The following is a 23,121-nucleotide window of genomic DNA, read 5'->3' as shown; positions in this document are numbered from 1 at the left end:
CGATTTCCGAGTTGCTGACTGCCCATTTATCGCGTTCAATCCCAGGTGATCGTTTGCCCCACGAAGCGTGAAAATTGCATTCAACGACATCGTTACGCAAATTGATTTCCCCCGGCAAAGTGACCTTTTTCACCACTTGACAGAGTTTATGACTGCCACCACACTGTTGCGTAATACGAGTCTGTTGCGCAGCACGCACCACAACCTTCAATTGAAAGGTCCGCAGATGCTCGAGATCTGTCCTCTGGCCGACCTGCCGCCCGGAGAAGCCCGTCGCGTGCCCACCGAGCCGCCGATTGCCGTGTTCCACACCGAGGACGGCGAGGTGTTCGCCATCGACGACACCTGCTCGCACCAGGACGCGTCGCTGGCCGACGGCTGGGTGGAGGGGTGCGAGGTCGAATGCCCCTTGCACGCCTCGCGTTTTGACCTCCGTACCGGTGCCGTGGATGCGCCGCCGGCCAAGCTGCCCGTGCGCACCCACACTGTCGAGATCCAGGACGGCGTCATCCATGTCGAACTCAGCACCGACAAGCCGAACCTGCCGCCGGATATCCGCGCCCGGCTCGGTGAGGGAGTCAAGTGATGAAGCACGTCGCCATCGTCGGTGCCTCACTTGCCGGTCTGTCGGCTGCGCGCGCTTTGCGGACGCAAGGTTTCGAAGGTCGCCTCTCGGTGATCGGTGAGGAGGCGCGCCGCCCGTACGACCGGCCGCCGCTGTCCAAGGAGTTCCTGGCTGGGTCCCTGAGCGAGGCCGACCTCGCGCTGGAGGCCGACGACGACGATCTGCAGGCCGACTGGATACTCGGTTCCGCCGCCGTCGGACTCGACTGCCGTTCCGGGGCAATCGAACTGGCTGATGGTTCGCGCATCACCGCCGACGGCGTGGTGCTGGCGACCGGGTCCCGCGCGCGGCGCTGGCCGGGTACCGAGGCGCTCGCCGGTGTGCACGTGGTGCGCACCATCGACGACGCCATCGCCCTGCGCGCCGATCTCCAGGCCGGCGCGCGCCTGGTGGTCATCGGTGCCGGTTTCATCGGCGCCGAAGTCGCCTCGACCGCCCGCAAGCTCGGTATGGAGGTCACCGTCGTCGAGGCCGCGCCGGCTCCGTTGGCGGTGCAGCTCGGCGAGCAACTGGGCGGTGTGATCGCCGGCGCCCACGCACATCACGGCACCACACTGGTGTGCGGTGTCGGGGTGTCCCGCCTCGTCGGCGTCGACCGGGTGACCGGTGTCGAACTCGCCGACGGACGCACCCTGCCGGCCGACGTGGTGGTGGTGGGCATCGGTGGTATCCCCAACATCGAGTGGCTGCAAGGTAGTGGACTGGAGCTCGGCAACGGTGTCGTCTGCGGCGCCGGCGGCGAGACCGCCATCCCCAACGTGGTGGCCGTCGGCGACTGCGCCGCGTGGTATGACCCGTCGGTCGGTGCCGTGCACCGTGTCGAACACTGGACCGGTGCGCTCGAGCGGCCCGCGATCGCGGTGTCCGCGTTGCTCGCCGGGGGAGCGCACCAGGGGGCGGCGGCCAAGGCCCCGTACTTCTGGTCCGACCAGTACGGCGCCCGCATCCAGTTCGCCGGTATCGCCCGGCCTGGTGATGTCGTCACCATCGAAGAAGGCGACTGCGAAACACGTTGCTTTGTCGCCACTTACCGCCGCGACGGCCGGCTGGTCGCCGTTCTCGCGGTGGATCAGCCTCGCCTGTTCAACCGGTTGCGTCGCCAGATCGCGGCCACACCGGCACCCGTCTGACCTATTGCATCAGCCCCCCACCAGCAAACCCCTAGGAGCCATACGCAAATGACCACCGCTGCAGCCCCGAGCCTGCCGGAGAGCCTCATCTCCACCCTGCCCGGGCACTACTACACCGATGCGGGAGTCTTCTCCCTGGAGCAGGAGAAGATCTTCGAGGCGATGTGGTTCTGCGTGGTCCGGTCGGCGGACCTCGACAAGCCCGGCGCGTTCAAGACCGTGCAGGTGGGTCGCGAGAGCGTACTGGTGACCCGGTCACGCAAGGGGGACATCCGCGCCTTCTACAACGTGTGCCGCCACCGCGGTGCCCGATTGTGCACCGAAGAATCCGGTGAGGTCAAGCGCGCGTTCCAATGTCCCTACCATGCTTGGACTTACGATCTGGACGGCAAGCTGATCGCGGCGCCGAACCTGACCAAGATGCCCGATATCGACCGCACCGATTTCGGCCTGGCCAAGATCCAGGTGCGCGAGTGGCTGGGCTATGTGTGGGTGTGCCTGGCCGACGAACCGCCGTCGTTCGAGGACACCGTGATGCAGGAGATCGTCGAACGGCTCGGCGATGTGGAATCCATCGACCACTACAACATCGCGGATTTGAGCCTGGGTCGGCGCATCGTCTACGACGTGAAGGCCAACTGGAAGCTCATCATCGAGAACTTCATGGAGTGCTACCACTGCGCCACCATCCACCCCGAGCTCACCGAGGTGTTGCCGGAGTTCGCCGACGGCTACGCCGCGCAGTACTACGTTGGTCACGGCGCTGAATTCGGCGAGGACGTCAAGGGATTCACCGTCGACGGGTCCGAAGGACTGGACCCGATCCCCGGCGTCACCGAAGATCAGGATCGTCGCTACTACGCCATCACCGTGCGTCCGCAGGTGTTCGTCAACCTGGTACCCGACCATGTGATCGTGCACCGGATGTTCCCACTGGCCGCTGACCACACTGTCGTCGAGTGCGACTGGCTGTACCTGCCGCATGTGGTCGAACAGGGCCGCGACGTGAGCCGGTCGGTGGAACTGTTCCACCGGGTCAACCAGCAGGACTTCGACGCCTGCGAGCGTTGCCAGCCGGCGATGGATTCGCGCACCTACCGTAATGGCGGTGTGCTGGTGCCCAGCGAGCACCACATCGGCGCCTTCCACGACTGGCTGAAGGCCAAGATCGCCCACTGAGTCACCTGACACGGCAACGGCTCCGGTTGAAAACCGGAGCCGTTGCTTTTGGGTTGTGTCAGTTCAGAACCGGCGGGCTCTGACTTGAACTCCACCTCGACCGGAGGACTCGTGCGTTCAACCGACGGGCGTTCTCGATTTCTGCCGGCGCGGCATTGGGTTCGGACCAGATGTTCGTGTTCTCCGTCGCTCTACGGATCTCTTCTCGATCTGCGTCTGGATCCTGCACGAATCGTTGGCTTGTCAATCATTTGTAACCCGTTCTCTCGTGGACGGACCCCCACAGCGCTACGAACAGCCGAGCCGGAGGTCGCGAGAAGCGGACTATCCCAGCTTCGAATTCCCCGACGAGCCCACGTCCGCATAGGAGGCGGTGGAAAGGAGGTAGTGCCCTACCCATGAGATCGGCCGACACGCAGAGCAGTGTCGAGTTGTCAGTCACAGCAGCACGCAAACCTTAGGAGGAAGCAATGGCCGACGAAAAGCTCGAGATCGGCGATGAGGCTGCATCAGCGCTTGCGGTGGGACCGCGGCTACGGGTGGGGCCCGGCACCAATGTCCCGTTGCGACTCCGAACATCGGCGGTCGAAGAGTACGAAACCACTCATGGTGATGCCCTGGGTAGTCCGCGTGAACTCACCCCGGGAGCCGCCGTGGCGACGCCCCGCGCCGTCACCGCAGTTCGATTCACGAACTCGACCGGCAGGTCTATCTCTGTTGCCTACGGCCGCGCTCGACACGAATGCCAGGCAGAGTGTGGTGATCCGTGGGAAGTTCTGGGTTGGATCAATCTTGCGAGCGGGCAAAGTGCAGACCGCGCCAACCCTACGGGCACCCGTTGGTACTACTACTTCGCCCAAGACGGTTCAGGAACCAAATGGGACGGGAATTTCCCAGCGCAGGTTGTCCAGCGTGCGTTTGCTCGTTGCTGGTGTATAGGTTCGACGGACTCATTCACCGTTGGGATGGACGAAGTGGATCTCGTCGCCTTTCCTGGTGGTGTTGAGTTTACGCCCTGACCGGCGGTCGCCAGGGTGTCAATTCTGGTCCTCGTTCGGCACGCTGGTGCTTGGTACGAGGCCAATGCCCTCTTACCGAAGCGCGGTTGCTTTTGGGTTGTGGGGTTCAGAATTGGCGGCGCGTCAGCACTCGATGAAGTTCACCGGCACATTGACGGCCAGGCCGCCGGTGCTGGTCTCCTTGTACTTGGAGCTCATGTCCGCGCCGGTGGTGCGCATGGTCTCGATCACCTGGTCGAGGCTCACCCGGTGGGTGCCGTCGCCGCGCAGCGCCATGCGTGCGGCGTTGATGGCTTTACCCGCTGAGATGGCGTTGCGCTCGATGCAGGGAATCTGGACCAGGCCCTCGATCGGATCGCAGGTCAGGCCGAGGCTGTGCTCCATGGCGATTTCCGCGGCGTTCTCCACCTGTTCGGTTGTGCCGCCCAAGATTTCGGCCAGGCCCGCCGCCGCCATCGATGCCGCCGAGCCCACCTCGCCCTGGCAGCCGACCTCGGCCCCGGAGATGGACGCACGTTCCTTGTAGAGCGAGCCGATGGCGCCGGCGGCGAGCAGGAAGCGCACCGTGGTCTCGTCGCTGTCCTTCCTGCCCGCGGGGGTGTAGTGCATGGCGTAGTGCAGCACCGCCGGGACGATACCGGCCGCGCCGTTGGTGGGCGCGGTGACGATGCGCCCGCCGGAGGCGTTCTCCTCGTTGACGGCCAGCGCCACCAGGTTCACCCAGTCCTCGGCGAACTCCGGAAGCCGTTGCGGGTCTTCCTCGCTGAGGCGTTCATACCAGTCCTTGGCGCGGCGGCGGACCCGCAGTGCGCCCGGCAGCAAGCCGTCGCGGGCGATACCGCGTTGTTCGCATTCCACCATCACGTCGCGGATGTGCAGCAGCCGCCGGCGGATCTCGGCCTCACTTCTGCTGGCAGTCTCGATCTCGAGCATCAGCTCGCTGACGCTGCAACGCTTTTGGTGGCACAGTTCCAGCAGCTCCTTGGCCGAGCCGAAACCGTGTGCCGACGTGGCTGCGACGGTGGCGGGTTCGCGGCTCTCGGCCTCGGTGACGACGAACCCGCCGCCCACCGAGAAGTACGTCTCCCGGTGCAGTTCGGTGCCACCGGGCCCCAGCGCGGTGATGGTCATCCCGTTGGGGTGGAACGGCAACATGGTCAGCGGCCGGAGAATGAAATCACCCTCGGTGAGCGCGATTTCGCGGGCCCCACCGAAGTTGATCCGGCCGGTGGCGCGCATGGCGTCGACCCGACGCTCCATCTGCTCGGTACTGATCTCTTCCGGCAGAAGTCCTTCCAGCCCCAGCAGGACAGCGGTCATGGTGCCGTGACCCGCTCCGGTGGCGGCCAGCGAGCCGTACAGGTCGACACGGATGTCCCGGACGTCGTCGAAGGCGCCGAGGGTGTGCAGATCGGAGAGGAACCGCGCGGCGGCGCGCATGGGTCCCACGGTGTGCGAACTCGATGGGCCGATGCCAATCGAGAACAGCTCGAACACACTGATCGTCATGCGGTCACCGTCCTCGGCTTGTTGATCGACAGTTGATATATCAATGCTGAGTCCACGGTAGGCCAGCTGGGCGTGATGGTCAAGGTCACTGCTTCCGCGCGAGCGCGGCGACGGCCGAGACGACGAGCGCACGGTCAGCCCGGGTCAGCTGCGTGATCCGGTCGCCGTGGGCAGCGACGAGGGCGCAGAACTGCGCGTCGACGCCGGCCGGCGTCGTGCCGAATTCGAGGAAGGTGACGTCGTCGGGAGGACCTCCGTACGGCGTCCACGCCACTGCGAACTCCAGCAGTTGACGGTCATAGCTGTCCAGCGACGTGCATCTGGGTGTGGACAAGGTCGGTGTCGACAAGGCGGCCCCCGGTTCGGTCGCCTCGGCAGGTGCCGTGGCGATGTGGAACTCCCCGCTCTGTCCTGATACCTGAGAGATCTGGCGCACTCAGCGCCGTACACCTTCGGTCAGGCAATTCGGATTGCCTGTCTCCAGAGTTGCCTTCGCGCAACGGTACTGGGGCCTGAGAGATTCCCGGGGAGGATGTTGCTCCTTCGGCGCCTCGGTGTTCGAGGTTCTCCCGCCACGCGTCAACGGCTTTTCAATTGTGACGGGGGTAACGTACCGGGCTGCGCCGGCTTTGTCACGGGACGGGACCCACATCCGAGTGGCGACCCGGTAGGCGGGCCGCGTGTCGCTGCCCCGGGCCAGCGCCGCGGCGGGCGGCGAGCATGTCGGTGACGGCGCCGGTGGCGAACGCATAGACCGCCTTGTGCAACACATCGATGAGAAGTTCTTTGCGCGGCCAGGTCTGTGGTGGCGCGCCGACACCTGTGGCGTTCTCCAGGATTTGGTCATTGGTAAGCCGCACCACGGCGAATTTCGCCGACGCCAGTGGGCCGCGTAACCCGACCTCCGACATGACCGCCCGCAGCACCCCGAGCAGGATGCCCTGCCCGTAATGCATGGCCCAGTTCCGCACCAGCGGCTGCTGCCCGGGTTGTTCGGACATCCCGGTGAGGCGCTCGAGCGTGCGGGCAGGCACATGCGAGTCCGGCCGGCCCGTGATCCGCTGCTCGAGCTTTTCCCCGACCGTCATCACCGCCACCCCGGCCGCACCGGCGACGAGGCCTTCCCCCACAGCGTTTCTCAGCATGGCGCGCGGGTACCCGGGCGCGATCCCGCCAAACGATAGGCACTCATGACTGCGGAACCCCGGTAGAGCAGTCGGTGCTCAGCGGGGCGCTACTGGGCGTGGCGGGGCGACGCCGGCCTCACACCGTGTCGGGCAGCTTGGTCCCGGTCGCCAACTCCGCGTACTGGCGCATCAGCCGCAGGGCGGTGCTGCGGCTGATCTCGGGGTCGCGCGCCACGATGCGGTAGCCGAAGTAGTCCTCCATCGACATCAGCGTCATCCCGATGTCGCGGGCAGGGGAGCGGAGCGTGAACGCCCCGGCCTCGGCGCCGTCGTTGAGGAGGTCGGTGTAGAGGTCCACCTGCCGGTGGTAGATGCCCTGGACGTCCCGGCGCTGGTCGAGTTCGAACCCGGCCGCCAGCACGGCGCGCCAGATCGCTCGCCACTCGGCGTCCTCGGGTCCGCTCGGCAGGCCCGCGGCGATGGTCAGCGCCAGTTGGTGGTGGATGTCGCGGGCGCGGCGACCGAGTTCGAGCCGCTCGTCGAAGAACCGGACGTCGGAGCGCAGCGCCAGCTCACTGAGCAGCTGGGGCATGTCCTTGAAGTAGTAGCGCACCGCGTTGGTGGTCAGCCCCAGTTCGGCGGCGACGTCGGCGAGCTTGAGCGTGGCCAGGTCGTAGCGCTCGATCAGGGCGATCGCTGCGTCCATGATTTCGGCACGTCGCTCTACCTGCCGGTTCGGCCTCGCCACTGCTGGGCTCCTCTCGCGGATTCGGACCAATTTTGCCGTTCCTGTTGCGTGACTGCTCACCCGGGCGCATAGTTCTTTTCCAATTAGGAAAATAACTCTTGAACGAAGAGAAAACCATGCGTGCCAGAGATCTCGGCGTGGTCATCGGTGAACATCCAACCGGACCGTACAACGCCATCACCGACGTGGGGGGTGTCCGGGTCGGACACACCACCGTGCAGGGCGACGGAATCAACACCGGCGTCACCGTCGTCATCCCCCATGACGACATCTGGACCGAACCGGTATTTGCCGGTTCGCACCGTCTCAACGGCAGCGGCGAGCTGACCGGCCTGGAGTGGATCCGGGAGTCCGGCGAGCTCACCACCGCCATCGGCCTGACCAACACCCATAGCGTCGGCGTGGTGCGCGACGAGTTGGTGGCCGAGCAGGTGCGGGTGCGCGGTGACGGCGTGTACTGGTCGCTGCCGGTGGTGGGGGAGACCTACGACGGACTCCTCAACGACATCAACGGCTTCCATGTCCGGCCGGAGCATGTGCGCGCCGCGCTGGCGTCGGCATCGGGCGGCGCGGTGGCCGAAGGCAATGTCGGCGGCGGCACCGGCATGATCTGCCACGGCTTCAAAGGTGGCATCGGCACCGCCTCGCGCACCTTCGGCGACTACACCGTGGGCGTCCTCGTGCAGGCCAACCACGGCCGGCGCGAACGCCTGCAGATCAACGGTGTACCCGTCGGCGCCCGGATCGGCGCCGAACAGGTGCCGCTGCCCGATTACCCGGCCCGGTTCGAGCCGGGATCGGGGTCGATCATCGTCATCGTCGCCACCGACGCCCCGCTGTTGCCCCATCAGTGCCAGCGGCTGGCGCAGCGCGCATCGCTGGCCGTCGGTCGCGTCGGCGGCACAGGCGAGCAGTACAGCGGCGATCTGATGCTGGCGTTCTCCACCGGTAACCGCGGCATCCCGCCCTACGCCTGGGACGAAGACGTCGCGGTCGCCCAGCGCGAGGTCCCCGTGCGAATGGTGGTTCCGCAGTTGATGACCCGACTGTTCGACCTGACCATCGAGGCCACCGAAGAAGCGATCGTCAACACCCTCGTCGCTGCTGAAACCCTGACCGGCCACCGCGGATACACCGCGCACGCCATCGACCACACCCTGCTCACCGCACTATTTCAGGAGAACTGATGAACGCACCTACCCAGACCGAAGGGCGGCGCCTCACCGGGCATCTCGGCCCCATCGGCATCGTCTTCATGGTCGTGGCCGCGGCCGCCCCGCTGACGGTGATCGGCGGCAACATGCCGCTGGCCATGGGGCTGGGCAATGGCGCCGGCGCCCCCGTCGGCTTCGCCATCGCCGCGCTGGTGCTGCTGGTGTTCTCCGTCGGGTTCGTGACGATGACGCCCTACGTGCCCGAAGCCGGGGCCTTCTTCTCCTACGTCACCGTCGGGCTCGGCGAACGGATGGGTAAGGGCGTCGCGGTGGTGGCGCTGATCGCGTACACCGCCATCCAGATCGGCATCTACGGCTACATCGGCTGGGCCATCAGCGATACGGTCGCCTTCTACAACGGACCCGTAATCCCTTGGCCGGTCTACTCTTTCGTGATCCTCGCGATCGTCGCCGTACTCGGTTACCGGCACATCGAACTGAGCGCCAAGGTGCTCGGCGTGGCACTGGCGCTCGAGATCGGCATCGTCGTGGTGCTCGACCTGGTGATGGTGGCCAACCCGGGCCCGTCCGGCATCACCTTCGCCTCCTTCGATCCGGCCGTGTTCACCCAGGGCACCATCGGCATCGCCATCCTGTTCGCCCTCACCGGGTTCATCGGCTTCGAAGCCACCGCGGTGTTCCGAGACGAGGCGCGTGACCCCGAGCGCACCATCCCGATTGCCACCTACGCCGCCGTCATCATCATCGGCCTGTTCTACGCCGTCACCGTGTGGGCGTTCGTGGTCGCGATCGGGCCCGACAACGTGACGGCAGTGGCGAATCAGACCCTCGACGGCGAGGGCAACATGCTGCTGGACACCACTGCCTCGATGCTGGGGACCATCGGCCGCGACATCGTGAACGTGCTGCTGCTGACCAGCCTGTTCGCCTGCGTGCTGTCGTTCCACAACGTGATCGCGCGGTATCAGTTCGTGCTGGCGCGCAAGGGCCTGTTCCCGCAGCGGCTGGCCGCGGTGCACGAGTCACATGACTCGCCGGCGTTCTCGTCGCTGGTGCAGACCGTGACGGCGGCCATCATCGTCGGGATCCTCGCGGTGCTGGGTATCGACCCGCTGGTCGGCGTATTCGGCTCGATGGCCGGCGTGGCCACCGTCGGCATGGTGATCCTGATGCTCACCACCTCGATCGCGGTGCTGGCGTTCTTCCTGCGTAACCGGGACCGGGTGTCCGGCGTGTTCCAGACGCGCATCGCGCCCGCCGTGGCCGTGCTCGGCTTGCTGGGCAGCCTGTGGCTGGTGCTGTCGAACTTCACGCTCGTCACCGGTGGCAGCGTCACTCTGAGCACCATCCTGGCGGCCATTCCGTTCGTCGGGCTGGTGGTCGGTGCGCTGGCGTGGAAGCCTTCGACGTCGATATCTACCCGCGTGAACTGACTCTGGTTTGAGACACCGGTGACGCCGGTGTTTGGCGGGATTTCCGGACGTGGCCGCAGTATCAATCAGACGCATCGAGGTCAACGGCGGCGCGCCTCGCGGATCCGTTTGGCAGGGCTGCGTGGCCGCGTGCGAAGATAGCGGCCGCGCAGACGCGCCACGGGGCGGTAGCTCAGTTGGTTAGAGCCGGGGACTCATAATCCCTTGGTCGCGGGTTCGAGCCCCGCCCGCCCTACAAAGGCCGTGTATTGCTTCGGTTGATGCTGGTCGTTTCTGTTTCGGGTGATGCCTGACAGTTGTGTCGGTTGATCCTTGACACTCCCTTGATGAGGGAGCTGAGCGTGGCCAGGCAGCGGGTTCGAGCCCCGCCCGCCCTACAACCTGGTGGCGCGAGGTCCGAGTCATGCTCGACGCCGACGGGCGTGCAGTTTCCACAAGCCTCAGTCCAAATCCGCCAGTACCCTGCGCGCCGCTTCGAGCTCGGCCTCCAATGCCGCGACCTTCGCGGCCTGTTGCGAGCGTGCCTCTTCGATCACGGCATCGATCGGGGTGGAGAGGTCTTCGTGCAGTTCCCTGGCCGCGCGGGACACGGCGGACGCAGCGACGGCGACGTTGCGGGCCAGGTAGGTGGAACCCTGCTTCAGTTCGGCATGCCATTCACCGTCGGCGGAGCCGGTGACGGTCAGGGTCAGCTCGATGGTCTTGGCTTTCCTGCCGGCGCCCCGTTTGGCAGGGGTCTTCGTCGGAGTCTCCTCAGCGACTGGTGCGGTGGGCGCTGCCTCTGCTGCCGGGGTGTCTACAGTGATCGTCACGGCGTACCTCTCGTCGAAGATGGCCCGCGATGAGCGGGACCGGCGGACGACAGCCATTAGAACACACGTTCGACACCGGGTGGGCTCAACCCCCCGTCGCTGCTTTGAGGTGCGCGGCGGCCGCGAGTTTCAGATGGGTGAGGTCTGAGGCCACCGACGCGAACGTGAAACCGTCGGCCAGTCGGCGAGCGGCCGTCGCACCGTCAGGGGTGTGGATACCGGCCGCGATCCCTGCCGCTGCCGCCGCCTCGCTGACGCGCCGCAGTGCGGATTCGAACTCGTCATCGACAGCGGGATCCTGCGGATGTGTCCCGCCGACAGCGAGGCGCAGATCTGACGGGCCGACATACACGCCAGCCAGACCCGTTGTCTGACAGATGCTCTCGACGTTCTCCAGACCCTGGGGAGTTTCGATCATGGCCAACACCACGGTGTCGGCGTCGGCGACAGCGGGCGTGGGGCCGATGCGCAACTGCGAGCGCATCGGCCCGTAGGAACGAATCCCGTTGGGCGGGTAGGTCGCTGCATTGACTGCCGCGGCAGCTTCGGCGGCAGTGTTGACCAAGGGCACGATGACACCGGCCGCACCGGCGTCGAGCGCACGCCCAATGGGGGTGGGGTGGTTGGCCTCGATACGGATCAGGCCCACAGGGCCGTGGGCGGCGTCGATAGCCGTCAGACCCGCGATCATGCCCGAGTAGCCGATGAGGCCGTGCTGCATGTCGAGGGCGATGTAGTCATATCCGACGTGGGCCAGCCACTCGGTCGAGACGGGGGAGTCGAGCACCGACCAGTAACCGATCAGGCGTTCGCGGCGACGCAGCCGTTCGGCGAATCCGCTTGCAGTCATGGGCTTCCTAGCGGTTGTAGTTGGGCATGGCGCCGCGCAGGCCGACGCCGATGTCGTCACACTGGGCAACGAGTTCGTCGTCGAGTGGTCCGGCGTTGATGGCGGCGATGTTGTTCTCCAGGTGGCTGACCTTGGAGCCGCCGAGCAGAATCGGTCCGGCGACCGGCTTGCTGACCAGCCACCGCAGTGCCAACTCGGTCATCGGGAGGCCGGCCTTGTCGGCCAGGGTGCTCAGCTGCGCGATCGCGTCGAACACCGCTGCGTTCCAGTACCTCTGCTTGTACATCGACGCCAGCCGGGAGTCGCCGAACCGACCTTCGGCGGGGTCGGCGTCAAGAGAGTGCCTGCCGGTGAGCAGTCCGCCTCCCAGCGGGTTGTACACCATGGTGATCAGGCCGGTGACGGCGGCGAACTCGGCGTATTCGTCTTCGATGCGGCGGGCCAGGAGGTTGTAGACCTGCTGGGCCACCAGAGGCCGGGGCGCCCCGACTTCGTCAGCAAGGTGGTTGATCTCGGCGATCTGCCAGGCCGCGTAGTTGGACACTCCGAGGGCACCGATCTTGCCTTCCTCCACCAACTGGGCCACGGTGCTCAACGTGTCGCGCAAGGGTGTGGCGCGGTCAGGCTGGTGCAGATAGAACAGGTCGACGCGCTCGATACCGAGGCGGCGCAGGCTGCCTTCCACGCTGGCACGCAGGCCGAAAGGCGACAGTGGTGCATTGCCGTCGGCATCGGGATGCGGAATCCCGGCTTTGGTGGCGATGGTGACATCGTCGCGGCGACCACGCAGCACCTGAGCGAGGATCTTCTCTGATTCACCCCCGGCGTAGCCGTTGGCGGTGTCGATATGGGTGATGCCGGCGGCCAACGCGGCATCGACCATCTTCCCGGCATCGGCGGCCGCCACGGTGTCACCAAACGTCATGGTGCCCAGCGCGGGGCGGGTGAAGTCGAGATCGGGCATCAGGCTGCTCCTTGCACGGCGGTGTGGGTGGTGGTCATGCGTGCGACGACGTTGCGGGGTTTGATTCCGACCATGGTCGTGGGATCCAGCGCCGCTGCTCGCAGCGCGATGGTGTAGGGCTCGCGGGGGTGGGCGAGAACCTCTGCGGTGGAGCCGGATTCGACGATACCGCCCGATCGCATGACGACGATGGTGTCGCTGATCTCGCGTACCACCCCGAGGTTGTGGGAGATGAACACATAGGTCAGCCCGGTCTCGCGTTTGATGTCGCGCAGCAGGTCGAGCACCTGCGCCTGCACGGACACATCGAGCGCGCTGGTGGCTTCGTCGCACACCAGCAGGTCGGGTTCGCTGGCCAGTGCACGCGCGATCCCGATCCGTTGGCGCTGGCCACCGGAGAACTCGGCCGGCTTACGCCGCAGTGCGCTGGTGGGCAGCCCCACCTGATCGATGAGTTGGGCGGCGCGGGCCTCGCGGTCACGCCGGCTCCGGACACCGCGCAGGCGAAGCGGTTCGCCGACGATGTCCACCGCGTTCAGGTGCGGGTCCAACGATCCGTACGGGTCTTGGAACACCATCTGGATGCGCGAGCGGAAAGGCCGCAGCTTTCGTTCCGAGAGCCCGGCGATGTCCACGCCGTCAAAGCAGATCCGGCCCGACGAGGGCCGCACCAGCCGCACGATCGCTTTGGCCAGTGTGGACTTCCCGCAACCGGATTCGCCGACGACGGCCAGGCATGAGCCTTGCTCGACGCTCAGGCTCACCGTGTCGAGTGCCCGGAACACCCCGCCGGGAACGGGGTATTCGACCACCAGGTCTTCGATACTCAACAAGGGTTCGGTCATGCCGGTACCTCCATGCCGGGCCGGGCGTCCAGCCGGGGAACTGCGTCGAGGAGTCGTTTCGAGTAAGCGGTCTGCGGGTTGCCCAGCAGTGCCTCAGCGTTGCCGCCTTCGACGAAGCGGCCGTCTTTCATGACGTAGATCTGATCGGACATCAAACGCGCCACTCCGAGGTCGTGGGTGATCAGCAGCATGGCCACACCGGTGCGTTCCTGGAGTTCGAGCAGCAAGTCCAGGATGCTGGCCTGCACGGTGACATCCAGTGCACTGGTGGGTTCGTCGGCCACGATCAGCTCGGGTCCGGCTGCCAGCGCGGCGGCGATCAGGACACGTTGCAGCATGCCACCGGACAGTTGGTGCGGGTACTTCGAGAGCTGTTCGGCGGGGCGCGGAATGTGTACCTGGTCAAGCAGTTCCACCGCGCGGGTGCGCTGCGCCGCGCGGCCGGTGACGCCGCTGTGGCGGATCGCGTCGCGCAGCTGGGAACCGATGGTGTGCACGGGGCTCAACGCCGTCATGGGGTCCTGGGGGATCAGGGCGATGTGCCGGCCGCGGACCTTTTTCAGCGCCGCGTCCTTGCCCAGGATGTCGATGTCCTTGAACTGGGCGCGGCCTGACATCACGGCGAGATCCGGGGGGAGCAGCCCCAGCACGCCCATGGCGGTGGTCGATTTGCCCGAGCCGGATTCACCGATGATCGTCACGGTCTCACCGGAGCCGATGCAGAACGTCACCCCGTCGACGGCGCGGATGACACCGGCCGCGGTGATCAGTTCGATCTGCAACTCGTCAATGCGCAGCAGATTACCCATCTCATTTGTCCTTCCGGCGCAACGTGAACAACTTCAGCAGGCCGATCCTGGGGCCTCCGGCGCGGTCGCGGAGTCCGTCGCCGAGCAGATTGACACCGACCACCAGTAGGGCGATCACCAGGCCCGGCAGCGTGACCAGCCACCAGGAGGTGGTGACGTAGTCCTGGCCGTCGGAGATGATGCGGCCCCACGTGGCGAACGGGCGCTGCGGGCCGGCACCCAGGTAGCTCAGGGCGCTTTCCAGCAGCACGGCCTGCGCCAACAGCAGCAACACCACCAGCGAGACCTGCTTGACGATGTTGGGCACGATGTGGCGGGTCAGGATGGCGGTATGTCCCAGGCCCAGTACGTGCGCCGCCGCGATATACGGTTTCTCCCGTTCCACCAGTGTCAAAGATCTTGTGAGCCGGGCGATCTCGGGCCACTGGGCGATGGCGATGACGAAGGTGATGACGGGGATCGACGGACCGAACAGCGCGACCACCAGCAGCAGCATCATCAGCAGCGGCAAGGAGAGCTGTGCTTCGAGCAGGCGGCTGACGACCGTGTCGATCCAGCCGCCGCGGTAGCCGGCCACGGCGCCCAGGGTCAGGCCGATAAGCCCGGACACCAGCACGGCCAGTATGCCGATCGTCAGCGACACCTGACCGCCGTAGAGGACGCGGGCCAGCAGGTCGCGGCCCAGTTGATCGGTGCCGAACAGGTGGCCGTCGGTCAGCGGGGGAAGCCGTCGCGCGGCGAGGTTGGTGGCATCGGGGGAGGGTAGCGGGAGAACCCGCGCCAAGGCCACCGGCGCGACGACGAGCAGGACGGCGATGGTGCCCACCCAGATCTTGACCCGGCTGTCGCGCTGACGGCGGGTGGCGCCGGCGCGGGCGATGTCACGGGCGGTGACCGCCGAGGGGCGGGGCTGTGCCGGCGGGTCGATGACAGTGGTTGCGGGAGTAGTCATTTGCCGCGTGCCTTTCCGAGCCGGACGCGCGGGTCCAGCAGTGGGTAACAGAGGTCGACCAGCAGCTGGACCAGGATGGCCAGCACCGCCGTCACCAGGACGGTGGCCTGGATGAGGGGGTAGTCGCGGGTCTCCAGTGCGCGGACCACCAGCGAGCCGACGCCGGGCCACGCGAACACCACCTCGACGACCACGACACCGTTGAGCATCGAGGCGAAGCGGGTTCCCAACGCGGTGAGCACGGGGATGGCGGAGTTGCGCAACGAGTATCGCCAGATCAGCTCGGTTTCGGACACACCGCGCGAGCGGCCGACGGTGATGTAGGGAGACAAGAACGCGCCGACCATCTCGCGTCGCACCATTCGGGAGATGAGCGCGACTTGCAGGACGGCGATGGTCACGGTCGGCAGGATCAGGCTGGACCAGGTGGTGAATCCGGCCGGCGGGAGCACCGGGAACAGCACGGCGAACACCGTGATGAGCATGAGGCCGGTCCAGAAGTCCGGCATGGACTGCCCGGCGATGGTGACGGCGTTGGCGGCCAGTTCACGACGGCTGTCGGCGCGCCGGGCCATCCACACCCCGAGCGGAATGGCCACCAGGGTGGTCAGCAGGATCGCCGAGACCGCCAAGGTGATCGTGTAGGGCAGCCGGGACAGCACCACGTCGAAAGCCGGGGCCTGGAACGAATACGACGTGCCCAGATCCAGGTGCAGAAGACCCTGCAGGTACTTGAGGTACTGGACGAACACGGATTCGTCCAAGCCCATGTCGGTGCGAATCCGGGCCAGATCCTCCGAGCTGGCCAGCGGCCCGGCCAGCGAGTAGGCCGGGTCGCCGGGGGCCATGCGGATCAGCACGAAGACGGTGGTCAGTGTCAGGAAAACCGTCAGCAGGCTCTGGCCGAGCCGACGCAGGATGTAACGCGGCATCGGCCCCAGCAGTCGGCTGAGTGCACCTCGTGGTGCGGTGCCGGCCGTCGACGCCGGCATGGGTGCAAGAAGCTGGTCGGCCACGTCAGTCACCGACCTCGAGGAATACCTGTGCGGTCATCGTCGACCCTTCTGATCTGCGGCGGCGACCTGTGGTCGGAGCCAGAAAGCGACGGGGCTGTCGTCTAAATCACAATGACACCAATGCGCGTAATACGCAAGGTGTGGCACGCATATTGCGTGTTGTGCGCAGAAGGGCTAGGGTTCGGTGTGGCACCAGTCACAAGCGCGGGACCGCCGAGCGCGGCGCATCCCCGACTGCGGCACCCCTCAAACTCGGAGGTCGACGATGACCGAGTCGCTACTCGATCGACGCTTTTCCCGCAGGTCGATGCTGCGTTCCAGCATGCTGTTCGGCGCCGGACTGGCGCTGGCCCCGGCCATTGCGTCGTGTGCGACACCGACCGGCCGACCGGGACCCGATGCGGTAAGCCTGGGTCTGAACCGGGCGCTGAACACGTTGGACAACAAGCTGTTGCAGTACGACGCGGCGCTCACGGTTCAGCGCGCAGTGCGGCAGGCGCTCACCGAGATCGATTCGAACCTCAAACCTCAACTGGTGCTCGCCGACCAGTTCCGCCTGGTGGAGCCGACGCGCTGGTTTGTACACCTGCGGCCCGGCATCCGGTACTCCGACGGCAGTGCCGTGCAGGTGCAGGATGTGGCGACGGCGTTGTCGATGTACTCCCAGGTCGACGGGTCCTTTGTCGGGGGGTTTTTCCCCGAGTGGCCCACCGTCGAACCGATCGACCAGACCAGCTTCTTCCTCAACACCATTCGACCGGTGCCGGTACTCGACTACCTGATGTCGAACATCCTCATCACCCCCGCGGCGGCCAACAAACCCGAAGACCTCTCCGACGGAGTGGGTACGGGCCCCTACATCGTCACCGCATCCGACCGCGGGTCGGGCACATATTCGTTGGCGCGCAACGAAAACTATTGGAGCGCAGCCCCGCACGTGGAGTCGGTGCAGGTACGGTTCATGCCCGACGAGTCCAGCCGGGTGGTGGCCCTGCGCAGCGGTGAACTCGATGTCATCGATTCGATCACCCCGGATTCCACCGATCAGATCGAGGGCCTGGCCGGGGTGGCCGTCCAGCACGCCGACGGGGTGCGTCTCAACCAGCTGTTCTACAACTTCCGCAAGCCTCCGGGCCATCCGCTGGCCGACGCCCGGGTGCGCCGCGCCCTGACGTACGCCATCGACGGGCAGTCCCTGGTCGACAACGTGATGCAGGGCTCGGCCACCGCGTCGCGTGGCGTCATCCCGCTGAGTCTGGCCGGCGCCATCGAAACCGGCACCTACACCTACGATCCCGACCGCACCAAGGCCGAGCTGAGGTCCCTGGGCATCAACGATCTGCGCGTCAAGATCATCTGGGAGAGCGGCGAATTCGCCGCGGACACCGACATCATGGAGTCGGTGCTGCAGATGCTCTCGGCCGCCGGTGTCGGCGCCACGCTGCAGCAGTTCGAGCCCGGCGGCGACATCGCGCAGTGGCGTCAGGGCAAAGCCGGCGACTGGGACATCCTGGGCAACGGATATCCGAGCCCCACCGGTCTGGCTCTGACCATCATGCAGGGCATGTACGCCGGAACACCTGAGAAAGAAGAAACCCGCGACACCTATCACGGGTACCAATTCCCCGAGATCACCGCCATCATCACCCAGGCCTCGGAAGAGGTGGAGCCCGCCCGCCGTGATGCACTGCTGGCCGATGCCCAGCGCCGCATCTGGGACACCTGCCCCATGCTGTGGTCCTTCGTCCCCAAGGCGGTGCTCGGACGGCGCACCCGTATCGACGGAATCAACCTGCGGCCCAACAACTCCTACGATCTGGCCGCAGTGACCCTGAACGGAAACTCATGACCACCACCGCCGATACCGCCACCCTCCACGCCGACGGCGTGCTGCGGCCCCACCATCAGCACGGCCGCCGGGAGACGTTGCTACCGCCGCCGCACATCCAGAACCACGCCGCCAACCTCACAGTGCTTCCCGACGGCGCCCTGGCCTGTGTGTGGTTCTCCGGCACCCAGGAGGGTGTCGCCGACATCAGCGTGTGGTTCTCCCGGCTGGACGCAGGAGCGGACACCTGGACCGCACCCGTGCAGCTGTCCCACGACGACACCCGCTCCGAACAGAACCCCGTGTTGTACGTCCATGGTGACAACGAGGTGTGGTTGTTGTGGACCTCGCAGCACGCCGGCAATCAGGACACCGCACGGGTACAGCGGCGTATCTCCTCTGACGGCGGGCGCACGTGGGGCGACGTGCACACGCTGATTCCCGCCACCGACGCCGCCGGGGTGTTCATCCGTCAGCCACCGGTCGCACTGCCCGGTGGCCGTCTGCTGCTGCCGATCTTCTACTGCGTCCGAATTCCTGGCGAGAAGTGGGCAGGCAACCGTGATTACAGCGCGGTGATGATCTCCGATGACGGTGGCCACACGTGGAGTGAAGTCGAGGTGCCCGACAGCATCGGCTGCGTGCACATGAACATCGGGCGGCTCTCCGACGGCACCCTGGTCGCGTTGTTCCGCAGCCGCTGGGCCGACTCGATCTACCGCAGCGTCTCCACCGATGACGGGCAGAGCTGGTCGGTGCCGCAGCCCACCGAGCTGCCCAACAACAACTCCTCCATCCAGTTCGTGGTGCTCCCGGATGATCGACTGGCCCTGGTGTTCAACGAATCCAGTGCCGCCGACGCCACCGCGCGGCGGGTATCGCTCTACGACGAGATCGACGACGACGGGATCGCCGACAACCCCGCGCCGGCCCCCGCCCCGGTGGCGACCAGCACCGCCGAACGCACCGCATTCTGGGGAGCGCCACGGGCGCCGATGACACTGGCGGTCTCCGCTGACGGCGGCCTGACCTGGCCGGTGCGACGAAACATCGAAGAAGGTGACGGGTACTGCCTGTCCAACAACTCCCGCGACGCCCTGAACCGGGAGTTGTCCTACCCCTCCATCTGCACCGACGGCGGCACCCTGCACGTCGCGTTCACCCGGTACCGCCAGGCCATCGAACACGTTGCTCTCGAGAGTGACTGGGTGAGTGCAGCCACATGACGGCCCAGCGCGCGATCGTCACCGGCGCCAGCTCCGGAATCGGGGCGGCGATCGTGACGCGGCTGCTCGCCGGTGGCTGGGAGGTCACCGGCCTGAGTCGACGCCGGCCGGACATCGAGGACACCCGATTCACCTGGCTGCGCGCCGACATGACGGATTTCGAGGCACTGGAAACCGAACTGCGCCAGCTGGACTCGGTGGATGCACTGGTTCATGCGGCCGGTCTGCAATTCAGCGCACCGCTGGGCCACCTCGACACCGCACACAGCGCCCAGATGTGGCGGGTGCACGTGGGAGCCGCTGAGGTGCTGGCCAACACGCTGGCGCCGAAGATCCGCGATGGCGGGCGCATCATTCTGCTCGGCAGCCGAACCATGACCGGCAGCGCAGGCAAGAGTCAGTACGCCGCCACCAAATCCGCCCTGGCCGGGATGGCCCGGTCCTGGGCTGCCGAACTGGTTCAGCGTGGGGTGACGGTCAACGTGGTGGCTCCCGGACCTACGGACACCCCGATGCTGATGGATCCCAACCGGACTCACACCCCACCCAAGACACCGCCGATGGGCCGTCTGATCGACGCCGATGAAGTGGCCGGACTCGTGGGGTTTCTGATGAGCCCCGACGCCCGCAGCATCACCGGCCAGGTCATCACCCAGTGCGCGGGGATGTCGCTGTGAGGACGGCACTGTGAGGACGGTACTGTGAGCCTCGACCTCTCCATCTTCGCCGACGACCTCTCCGGTGCCGCCGAGACGGCGGCGGCGTTCCTGGACCGGGATGTCGACCTGGTACTGGAACTCGATGCCGGACAATCGCTTCGGCGCGGTGTCACCGTGACCGACCTCAACAGCCGGACCATGCCGGTGGCGGACGCCGATGGTGTGCTGCGCACCGCATTGAGTGCCGTCAGCCCCGGGCGGATGGTGATGCACAAGATCGATTCGCTGCTGCGCGGCCACGTCGGCGCCGCCGTCGACACCCTCGCCGAACGAGGTCCGGTGATCGTGGCCGCCGGCCTGCCCGCCCTGGGACGGCAGATCCGCGGCGGTGTGCTGTACGTCGGTGACGTTGCGCTGCACCACACCGACCTCTGGCACCTGGAACCGCAACCAGCCCCACCCACCGTGGCCGACCTCATCAGCCATCCGGCTGCGGTGTGCGCCTCGCCGCGTGACGCGGCAACCGCTGTGGCGGCGGGCGAGGTGGCGATCTGCGATATCGCCGACGATTCCGATCTGGACCTCGTGGTGGCTGTCGCACAATCCATCCCGGGGGTTCAGCTGGTCGGTGCCTCGGCCTTGGCCGCTGCGCTTGCCCGCACGCAACCGGTGGTCGCCGCGGCGCGCAGCGCCCCCGCGGGCTCTGCCACGGTGTTGACCGTGGTGGGTACCGCCGCACCGAATGCGCCTTCGCAAGTCGAGGCACTCATCGCCGGCGGCGCCGCCCACGTCGCTGTCGATGCCGACCGGCTGCTGGCCGGCACGGCGGACATCACCGCTGTGACAAACGCGTTGAGGGCACATCGCAATGTCGTCCTGACGATCAGCGGGTCAGTTACGGCGCTGCATCAGCGCGCGCTGTCCACGGCGATGGGCGGCTTCATCGCCGAGGTGGACCGCCACTCGAGGCAACGGCCTGATCTGGTGCTCACCGGTGGGGAAACCGCTCGGGCCGTCATCGACGCCCTGGCCGTCAGCGCCTTGCGCCTCGCCGGCGTCGTCCACCACGGCGCCGTCGTCAGTATCGCCCCGGATGGACGGCGCATCGTCACCCGTCCGGGCAGCTTCGGTGACCGCGCCAGCCTCGCCGAGATCACCGCACACCTGGCACCGACGCCAGGGCCCGAATCAGACACCACACCTCAGGAGAGTTCCGCCATGACACCCCAACCCGGCCCCGAAGCGCGGCCCATCGTCGCCATCACCATGGGTGACGGCGCCGGAATCGGCCCCGAAGTCATCGTCCCCGCACTGCTCGACGACGCCACTCTGAACCGGTGCATCCCCGTCGTCATCGGCGATGCCAAGCGGCTGGCGCAGGCCGCCGAGATCCTGGGCATCCGCTGCGACATCGTGACCGTCGACTCCGTCGCCGACGCGCATCCCGCACCCGGCCGGATCAACGTCATCGATCTCGACCTGCTGCCCGCGGATCTGCCGTGGGGCGAGCTGTCCGCGGTCGCCGGGCATGCCGCCTACGAGTACATCCGCGTCGCCGCCGAACTCGCCGTCCGCGGTGAGGTCCAGGCGATCTGCACCGCACCCCTGAACAAGGAAGCGCTGCACGCCGCGGGCCACATCTATCCCGGCCACACCGAACTGCTCGCCGACCTGACCGGCACCGAAGAGGTATCGATGATGCTGTCGACGCCTAAACTCAAGGTCATCCACGTGACCACACACATCGGTTTGATCGACGCGGTGGCCAAGATCGAGCCGGGGCTGGTGGAACGCACCGTGCGCCGCGGTCACGAGGCCCTGGTGCGAGCGGGTAACCCCCATCCCAAGATCGGCTTGTGCGGCATCAACCCGCATGCCGGCGAGGGCGGATTGTTCGGCTACGGAGAAGAGGACGCCAAGATCGTTCCCGCGGTACAGGCGTTGGTGGCCGACGGCATCGACGCGCACGGCCCGTTGCCCGCCGACACGGCCTTCTTCCTGGCGGGCCGGGGCGACTACGACCTGATCGTGGCGATGTACCACGATCAGGGACACGGTCCGGTCAAGGTGCTCGGGATCGAAGCCGGCGTCAACATCACCGTCGGACTTCCGGTGATCCGCACCTCGGTGGATCACGGCACAGCCTTCGATATCGCCGGTAAAGGGATAGCCGAAGCAGGTAGCATGATCGAGGCGCTTCGTCAGGCGACCGAACTGGCAACCAGCACAACTGTTCTCAAATAGGAGAGGTTGATGCCCCCACGGGGTTCCAAAGCGCGGCGCGCCGAGATCGTCAGACTGGCGCGTTCCACCGGACTGGCCAGCGTCGAGGAACTCTCCACTCAGTTCGGGGTCACGGCATCCACCATTCGGCGGGATCTGAGTCTGCTCACCGATCAGGGACTGATCGCGCGCACTTACGGCGGCGCCATCGCCTTGAAGCGTCACCCGGAATCATCGTTGCGCCAACGCGCGCAGCAGGGCTTCGACGCCAAGCACGCGATTGCGCGGTGGGCCGCCCGGCAGGTGCAGCCGGGAGAGACCATCCTGCTGGATGCCGGAACCACCGTCGGAGCCATGGGGGAGTACCTCGGTCGGGTTCGTGACCTGACGGTGTTCACCGCGGGACTGACCGCGCTGGAAGCGCTGGCCGACGCCAACGCCGTCCGGGTGGAGTGCATCGGCGGCACACTGCGGCATCTCAGTCAGGGGTTCGTGGGGCCACTGGCCGAGGCCACACTCGAGCGGCTGACGTTCGACCGCGCGTTCCTGGGGGCCGATGCCGTCACCGCCGAGTTCGGGATCTGCGAGGCAGAACTGGAGCAGACGCGGCTCAAAGAACTGATGATGCAACGGGCGTCGGAGCTCTACATACTGGCGCACGCAGACAAACTGGGCCGCAGGCCGTTTCACGCCTGGGCGCCCATTCCGGCCGGCACCACGCTGGTCACCGACAGCGCGGCCACCGACGAGCAGATCAAGGCCTTCGAGAAGGCGGACGTCACTGTCGTTCGAGTCAGCGAGCTCTCGGAGACTTCCGACCTCAGCGCGGGGTGAGCGCGCCGGCGCGATGACCGCAGCACCGGAGGGTACCGGGGCTCGAAGGGCAGCCGCGTCAACATCATTCGCCCGGATGAGTTGGCGCTTTTTGCATACATGCCGAAGAGATGAGCTCGGCCTCTGTTGCAATCCGGCAAGTGCTGGCAGGCTGAAGG

General features: G+C 66.5%; 22 protein-coding genes, 1 tRNA gene and 2 riboswitches. Of the genes, 12 read left to right on the top strand and 11 right to left on the bottom strand.

Annotated elements, in window-relative coordinates:
* The first annotated feature begins 226 nt into the window (after positions 1-226).
* From NL241_RS23245 to NL241_RS23230, 4 genes are all read left to right on the top strand, one after another.
* Positions 227-586 carry a bifunctional 3-phenylpropionate/cinnamic acid dioxygenase ferredoxin subunit gene (locus NL241_RS23245; RefSeq protein WP_487688113.1) on the top strand — a complete coding sequence of 120 codons (360 nt, stop codon included), beginning with the start codon at positions 227-229 and terminating at the stop codon, positions 584-586.
* Positions 586-1,755 (top strand): NAD(P)/FAD-dependent oxidoreductase, encoded by a 1,170-nt coding sequence (locus NL241_RS23240; protein ID WP_487687335.1) that lies wholly within the window; start codon positions 586-588, stop codon positions 1,753-1,755. Before NL241_RS23245 ends, NL241_RS23240 begins: the two co-directional genes overlap by 1 nt.
* A gap of 48 nt (positions 1,756-1,803) precedes the next feature.
* Positions 1,804-2,934: an aromatic ring-hydroxylating oxygenase subunit alpha gene (locus NL241_RS23235; protein WP_487687338.1), complete on the top strand. Its 1,131-nt coding sequence runs from the start codon at positions 1,804-1,806 to the stop codon at positions 2,932-2,934.
* A 470-nt stretch (positions 2,935-3,404) separates the two neighbouring features.
* A complete protein-coding gene (locus NL241_RS23230) occupies positions 3,405-3,953 on the top strand; it encodes a hypothetical protein (RefSeq protein WP_494395162.1) in 549 nt (182 codons plus the stop codon).
* Positions 3,954-4,076: 123 nt separating this feature from the next.
* Here NL241_RS23230 and NL241_RS23225 read toward each other — a convergent pair whose 3' ends face one another.
* From NL241_RS23225 to NL241_RS23210, 4 genes are all read right to left on the bottom strand, one after another.
* A complete protein-coding gene (locus NL241_RS23225) occupies positions 4,077-5,462 on the bottom strand; it encodes an L-serine ammonia-lyase (RefSeq protein ID WP_494395161.1) in 1,386 nt (461 codons plus the stop codon).
* Between the two features lie 85 nt (positions 5,463-5,547).
* Complete coding sequence (locus tag NL241_RS23220; RefSeq protein ID WP_494395160.1) at positions 5,548-5,898, bottom strand: hypothetical protein; 351 nt, start codon at positions 5,896-5,898, stop codon at positions 5,548-5,550.
* A riboswitch (glycine riboswitch) is annotated at positions 5,860-5,951 on the bottom strand. Its footprint overlaps the gene before it by 39 nt.
* Position 5,952: 1 nt before the next feature.
* Positions 5,953-6,044, bottom strand: a riboswitch (glycine riboswitch).
* A gap of 50 nt (positions 6,045-6,094) precedes the next feature.
* On the bottom strand, positions 6,095-6,607 hold the full coding sequence (locus NL241_RS23215; protein WP_494395159.1) for a hypothetical protein: 513 nt from the start codon (positions 6,605-6,607) through the stop codon (positions 6,095-6,097).
* Positions 6,608-6,725: 118 nt separating this feature from the next.
* Positions 6,726-7,295 carry a TetR family transcriptional regulator gene (locus NL241_RS23210; protein ID WP_487687350.1) on the bottom strand — a complete coding sequence of 190 codons (570 nt, stop codon included), beginning with the start codon at positions 7,293-7,295 and terminating at the stop codon, positions 6,726-6,728.
* 158 nt (positions 7,296-7,453) lie between these two features.
* Between NL241_RS23210 and NL241_RS23205 the strand changes: the two genes are divergently transcribed.
* The 3 genes from NL241_RS23205 (at position 7,454) to NL241_RS23195 (ending at position 10,180) form a co-directional block, all read left to right on the top strand.
* Complete coding sequence (locus NL241_RS23205) at positions 7,454-8,524, top strand: DmpA family aminopeptidase (RefSeq protein WP_494395158.1); 1,071 nt, start codon at positions 7,454-7,456, stop codon at positions 8,522-8,524.
* Complete coding sequence (locus NL241_RS23200) at positions 8,524-9,945, top strand: APC family permease (RefSeq protein ID WP_494395157.1); 1,422 nt, start codon at positions 8,524-8,526, stop codon at positions 9,943-9,945. Before NL241_RS23205 ends, NL241_RS23200 begins: the two co-directional genes overlap by 1 nt.
* 161 nt (positions 9,946-10,106) lie before the next feature.
* Positions 10,107-10,180, top strand: a tRNA-Ile gene (locus tag NL241_RS23195).
* A 205-nt stretch (positions 10,181-10,385) separates the two neighbouring features.
* On the opposite strand, the gene NL241_RS23190 is transcribed toward NL241_RS23195, so the two are convergent.
* The 7 genes from NL241_RS23190 to NL241_RS23160 all read right to left on the bottom strand — a co-directional run bounded on the left by NL241_RS23190 (position 10,386) and on the right by NL241_RS23160 (position 16,193).
* Positions 10,386-10,757 carry a DUF6319 family protein gene (locus NL241_RS23190; protein WP_487687358.1) on the bottom strand — a complete coding sequence of 124 codons (372 nt, stop codon included), beginning with the start codon at positions 10,755-10,757 and terminating at the stop codon, positions 10,386-10,388.
* 85 nt (positions 10,758-10,842) lie between these two features.
* On the bottom strand, positions 10,843-11,607 hold the full coding sequence (locus NL241_RS23185; RefSeq protein ID WP_494395156.1) for an HpcH/HpaI aldolase family protein: 765 nt from the start codon (positions 11,605-11,607) through the stop codon (positions 10,843-10,845).
* Positions 11,608-11,614: 7 nt separating this feature from the next.
* Positions 11,615-12,571, bottom strand: coding sequence for an aldo/keto reductase (locus NL241_RS23180; protein ID WP_487687363.1), 957 nt, complete (start codon positions 12,569-12,571; stop codon positions 11,615-11,617).
* Entirely contained in the window at positions 12,571-13,416 is an 846-nt protein-coding gene (locus tag NL241_RS23175) for an ATP-binding cassette domain-containing protein (protein ID WP_487687366.1), read from the bottom strand. The genes NL241_RS23180 and NL241_RS23175 overlap by 1 nt, the downstream gene beginning before the upstream one ends.
* A complete protein-coding gene (locus NL241_RS23170) occupies positions 13,413-14,225 on the bottom strand; it encodes an ABC transporter ATP-binding protein (protein WP_487687368.1) in 813 nt (270 codons plus the stop codon). The genes NL241_RS23175 and NL241_RS23170 overlap by 4 nt, the downstream gene beginning before the upstream one ends.
* 1 nt (position 14,226) lies before the next feature.
* Positions 14,227-15,177, bottom strand: a complete 951-nt coding sequence (locus tag NL241_RS23165; protein ID WP_494395155.1) for an ABC transporter permease — start codon at positions 15,175-15,177, stop codon at positions 14,227-14,229.
* Positions 15,174-16,193 carry an ABC transporter permease gene (locus NL241_RS23160; protein WP_487687373.1) on the bottom strand — a complete coding sequence of 340 codons (1,020 nt, stop codon included), beginning with the start codon at positions 16,191-16,193 and terminating at the stop codon, positions 15,174-15,176. Before NL241_RS23160 ends, NL241_RS23165 begins: the two co-directional genes overlap by 4 nt.
* A 265-nt stretch (positions 16,194-16,458) precedes the next feature.
* On the opposite strand from NL241_RS23160, the gene NL241_RS23155 reads away from it, so the two are divergent.
* Genes NL241_RS23155 through NL241_RS23135 form a run of 5 tightly spaced genes read left to right on the top strand, consistent with a single transcriptional unit; the run spans position 16,459 to position 22,963 of the window.
* Positions 16,459-18,042: an ABC transporter substrate-binding protein gene (locus NL241_RS23155; protein ID WP_494395154.1), complete on the top strand. Its 1,584-nt coding sequence runs from the start codon at positions 16,459-16,461 to the stop codon at positions 18,040-18,042.
* Positions 18,039-19,247: a sialidase family protein gene (locus NL241_RS23150; protein ID WP_487687378.1), complete on the top strand. Its 1,209-nt coding sequence runs from the start codon at positions 18,039-18,041 to the stop codon at positions 19,245-19,247. Before NL241_RS23155 ends, NL241_RS23150 begins: the two co-directional genes overlap by 4 nt.
* Entirely contained in the window at positions 19,244-19,924 is a 681-nt protein-coding gene (locus NL241_RS23145; protein ID WP_487687380.1) for an SDR family NAD(P)-dependent oxidoreductase, read from the top strand. The genes NL241_RS23150 and NL241_RS23145 overlap by 4 nt, the downstream gene beginning before the upstream one ends.
* Positions 19,925-19,948: 24 nt before the next feature.
* Positions 19,949-22,150, top strand: a complete 2,202-nt coding sequence (pdxA, locus tag NL241_RS23140) for a 4-hydroxythreonine-4-phosphate dehydrogenase PdxA (RefSeq protein ID WP_494395153.1) — start codon at positions 19,949-19,951, stop codon at positions 22,148-22,150.
* 9 nt (positions 22,151-22,159) lie between these two features.
* Positions 22,160-22,963, top strand: coding sequence for a DeoR/GlpR family DNA-binding transcription regulator (locus NL241_RS23135; protein ID WP_487687386.1), 804 nt, complete (start codon positions 22,160-22,162; stop codon positions 22,961-22,963).
* The last annotated feature ends 158 nt before the right edge of the window (positions 22,964-23,121 follow it).

It is taken from the genome of Mycolicibacterium sp. SMGY-1XX, from assembly GCF_059132455.1.
The sequence above is the reverse complement of the archived record's forward strand: the minus strand, read 5'-3'. Positions and strand labels throughout refer to the sequence as shown.

Excerpts from the sequence above, each read along its gene's own strand:
- NL241_RS23245 (WP_487688113.1), top strand. The coding sequence starts at position 227 with ATGCTCGAGATCTGTCCTCTGGCCGACCTGCCGCCCGGAGAAGCCCGT.
- NL241_RS23240 (WP_487687335.1), top strand. The coding sequence starts at position 586 with ATGAAGCACGTCGCCATCGTCGGTGCCTCACTTGCCGGTCTGTCGGCT.
- NL241_RS23235 (WP_487687338.1), top strand. The coding sequence starts at position 1,804 with ATGACCACCGCTGCAGCCCCGAGCCTGCCGGAGAGCCTCATCTCCACC.
- NL241_RS23230 (WP_494395162.1), top strand. The coding sequence starts at position 3,405 with ATGGCCGACGAAAAGCTCGAGATCGGCGATGAGGCTGCATCAGCGCTT.
- NL241_RS23225 (WP_494395161.1), bottom strand. The coding sequence starts at position 5,462 with ATGACGATCAGTGTGTTCGAGCTGTTCTCGATTGGCATCGGCCCATCG.
- NL241_RS23215 (WP_494395159.1), bottom strand. The coding sequence starts at position 6,607 with ATGCTGAGAAACGCTGTGGGGGAAGGCCTCGTCGCCGGTGCGGCCGGG.
- NL241_RS23210 (WP_487687350.1), bottom strand. The coding sequence starts at position 7,295 with ATGGACGCAGCGATCGCCCTGATCGAGCGCTACGACCTGGCCACGCTC.
- NL241_RS23205 (WP_494395158.1), top strand. The coding sequence starts at position 7,454 with ATGCGTGCCAGAGATCTCGGCGTGGTCATCGGTGAACATCCAACCGGA.
- NL241_RS23200 (WP_494395157.1), top strand. The coding sequence starts at position 8,524 with ATGAACGCACCTACCCAGACCGAAGGGCGGCGCCTCACCGGGCATCTC.
- NL241_RS23185 (WP_494395156.1), bottom strand. The coding sequence starts at position 11,607 with ATGACTGCAAGCGGATTCGCCGAACGGCTGCGTCGCCGCGAACGCCTG.
- NL241_RS23180 (WP_487687363.1), bottom strand. The coding sequence starts at position 12,571 with ATGCCCGATCTCGACTTCACCCGCCCCGCGCTGGGCACCATGACGTTT.
- NL241_RS23175 (WP_487687366.1), bottom strand. The coding sequence starts at position 13,416 with ATGACCGAACCCTTGTTGAGTATCGAAGACCTGGTGGTCGAATACCCC.
- NL241_RS23170 (WP_487687368.1), bottom strand. The coding sequence starts at position 14,225 with ATGGGTAATCTGCTGCGCATTGACGAGTTGCAGATCGAACTGATCACC.
- NL241_RS23165 (WP_494395155.1), bottom strand. The coding sequence starts at position 15,177 with ATGACTACTCCCGCAACCACTGTCATCGACCCGCCGGCACAGCCCCGC.
- NL241_RS23155 (WP_494395154.1), top strand. The coding sequence starts at position 16,459 with ATGACCGAGTCGCTACTCGATCGACGCTTTTCCCGCAGGTCGATGCTG.
- NL241_RS23150 (WP_487687378.1), top strand. The coding sequence starts at position 18,039 with ATGACCACCACCGCCGATACCGCCACCCTCCACGCCGACGGCGTGCTG.
- NL241_RS23145 (WP_487687380.1), top strand. The coding sequence starts at position 19,244 with ATGACGGCCCAGCGCGCGATCGTCACCGGCGCCAGCTCCGGAATCGGG.
- NL241_RS23135 (WP_487687386.1), top strand. The coding sequence starts at position 22,160 with ATGCCCCCACGGGGTTCCAAAGCGCGGCGCGCCGAGATCGTCAGACTG.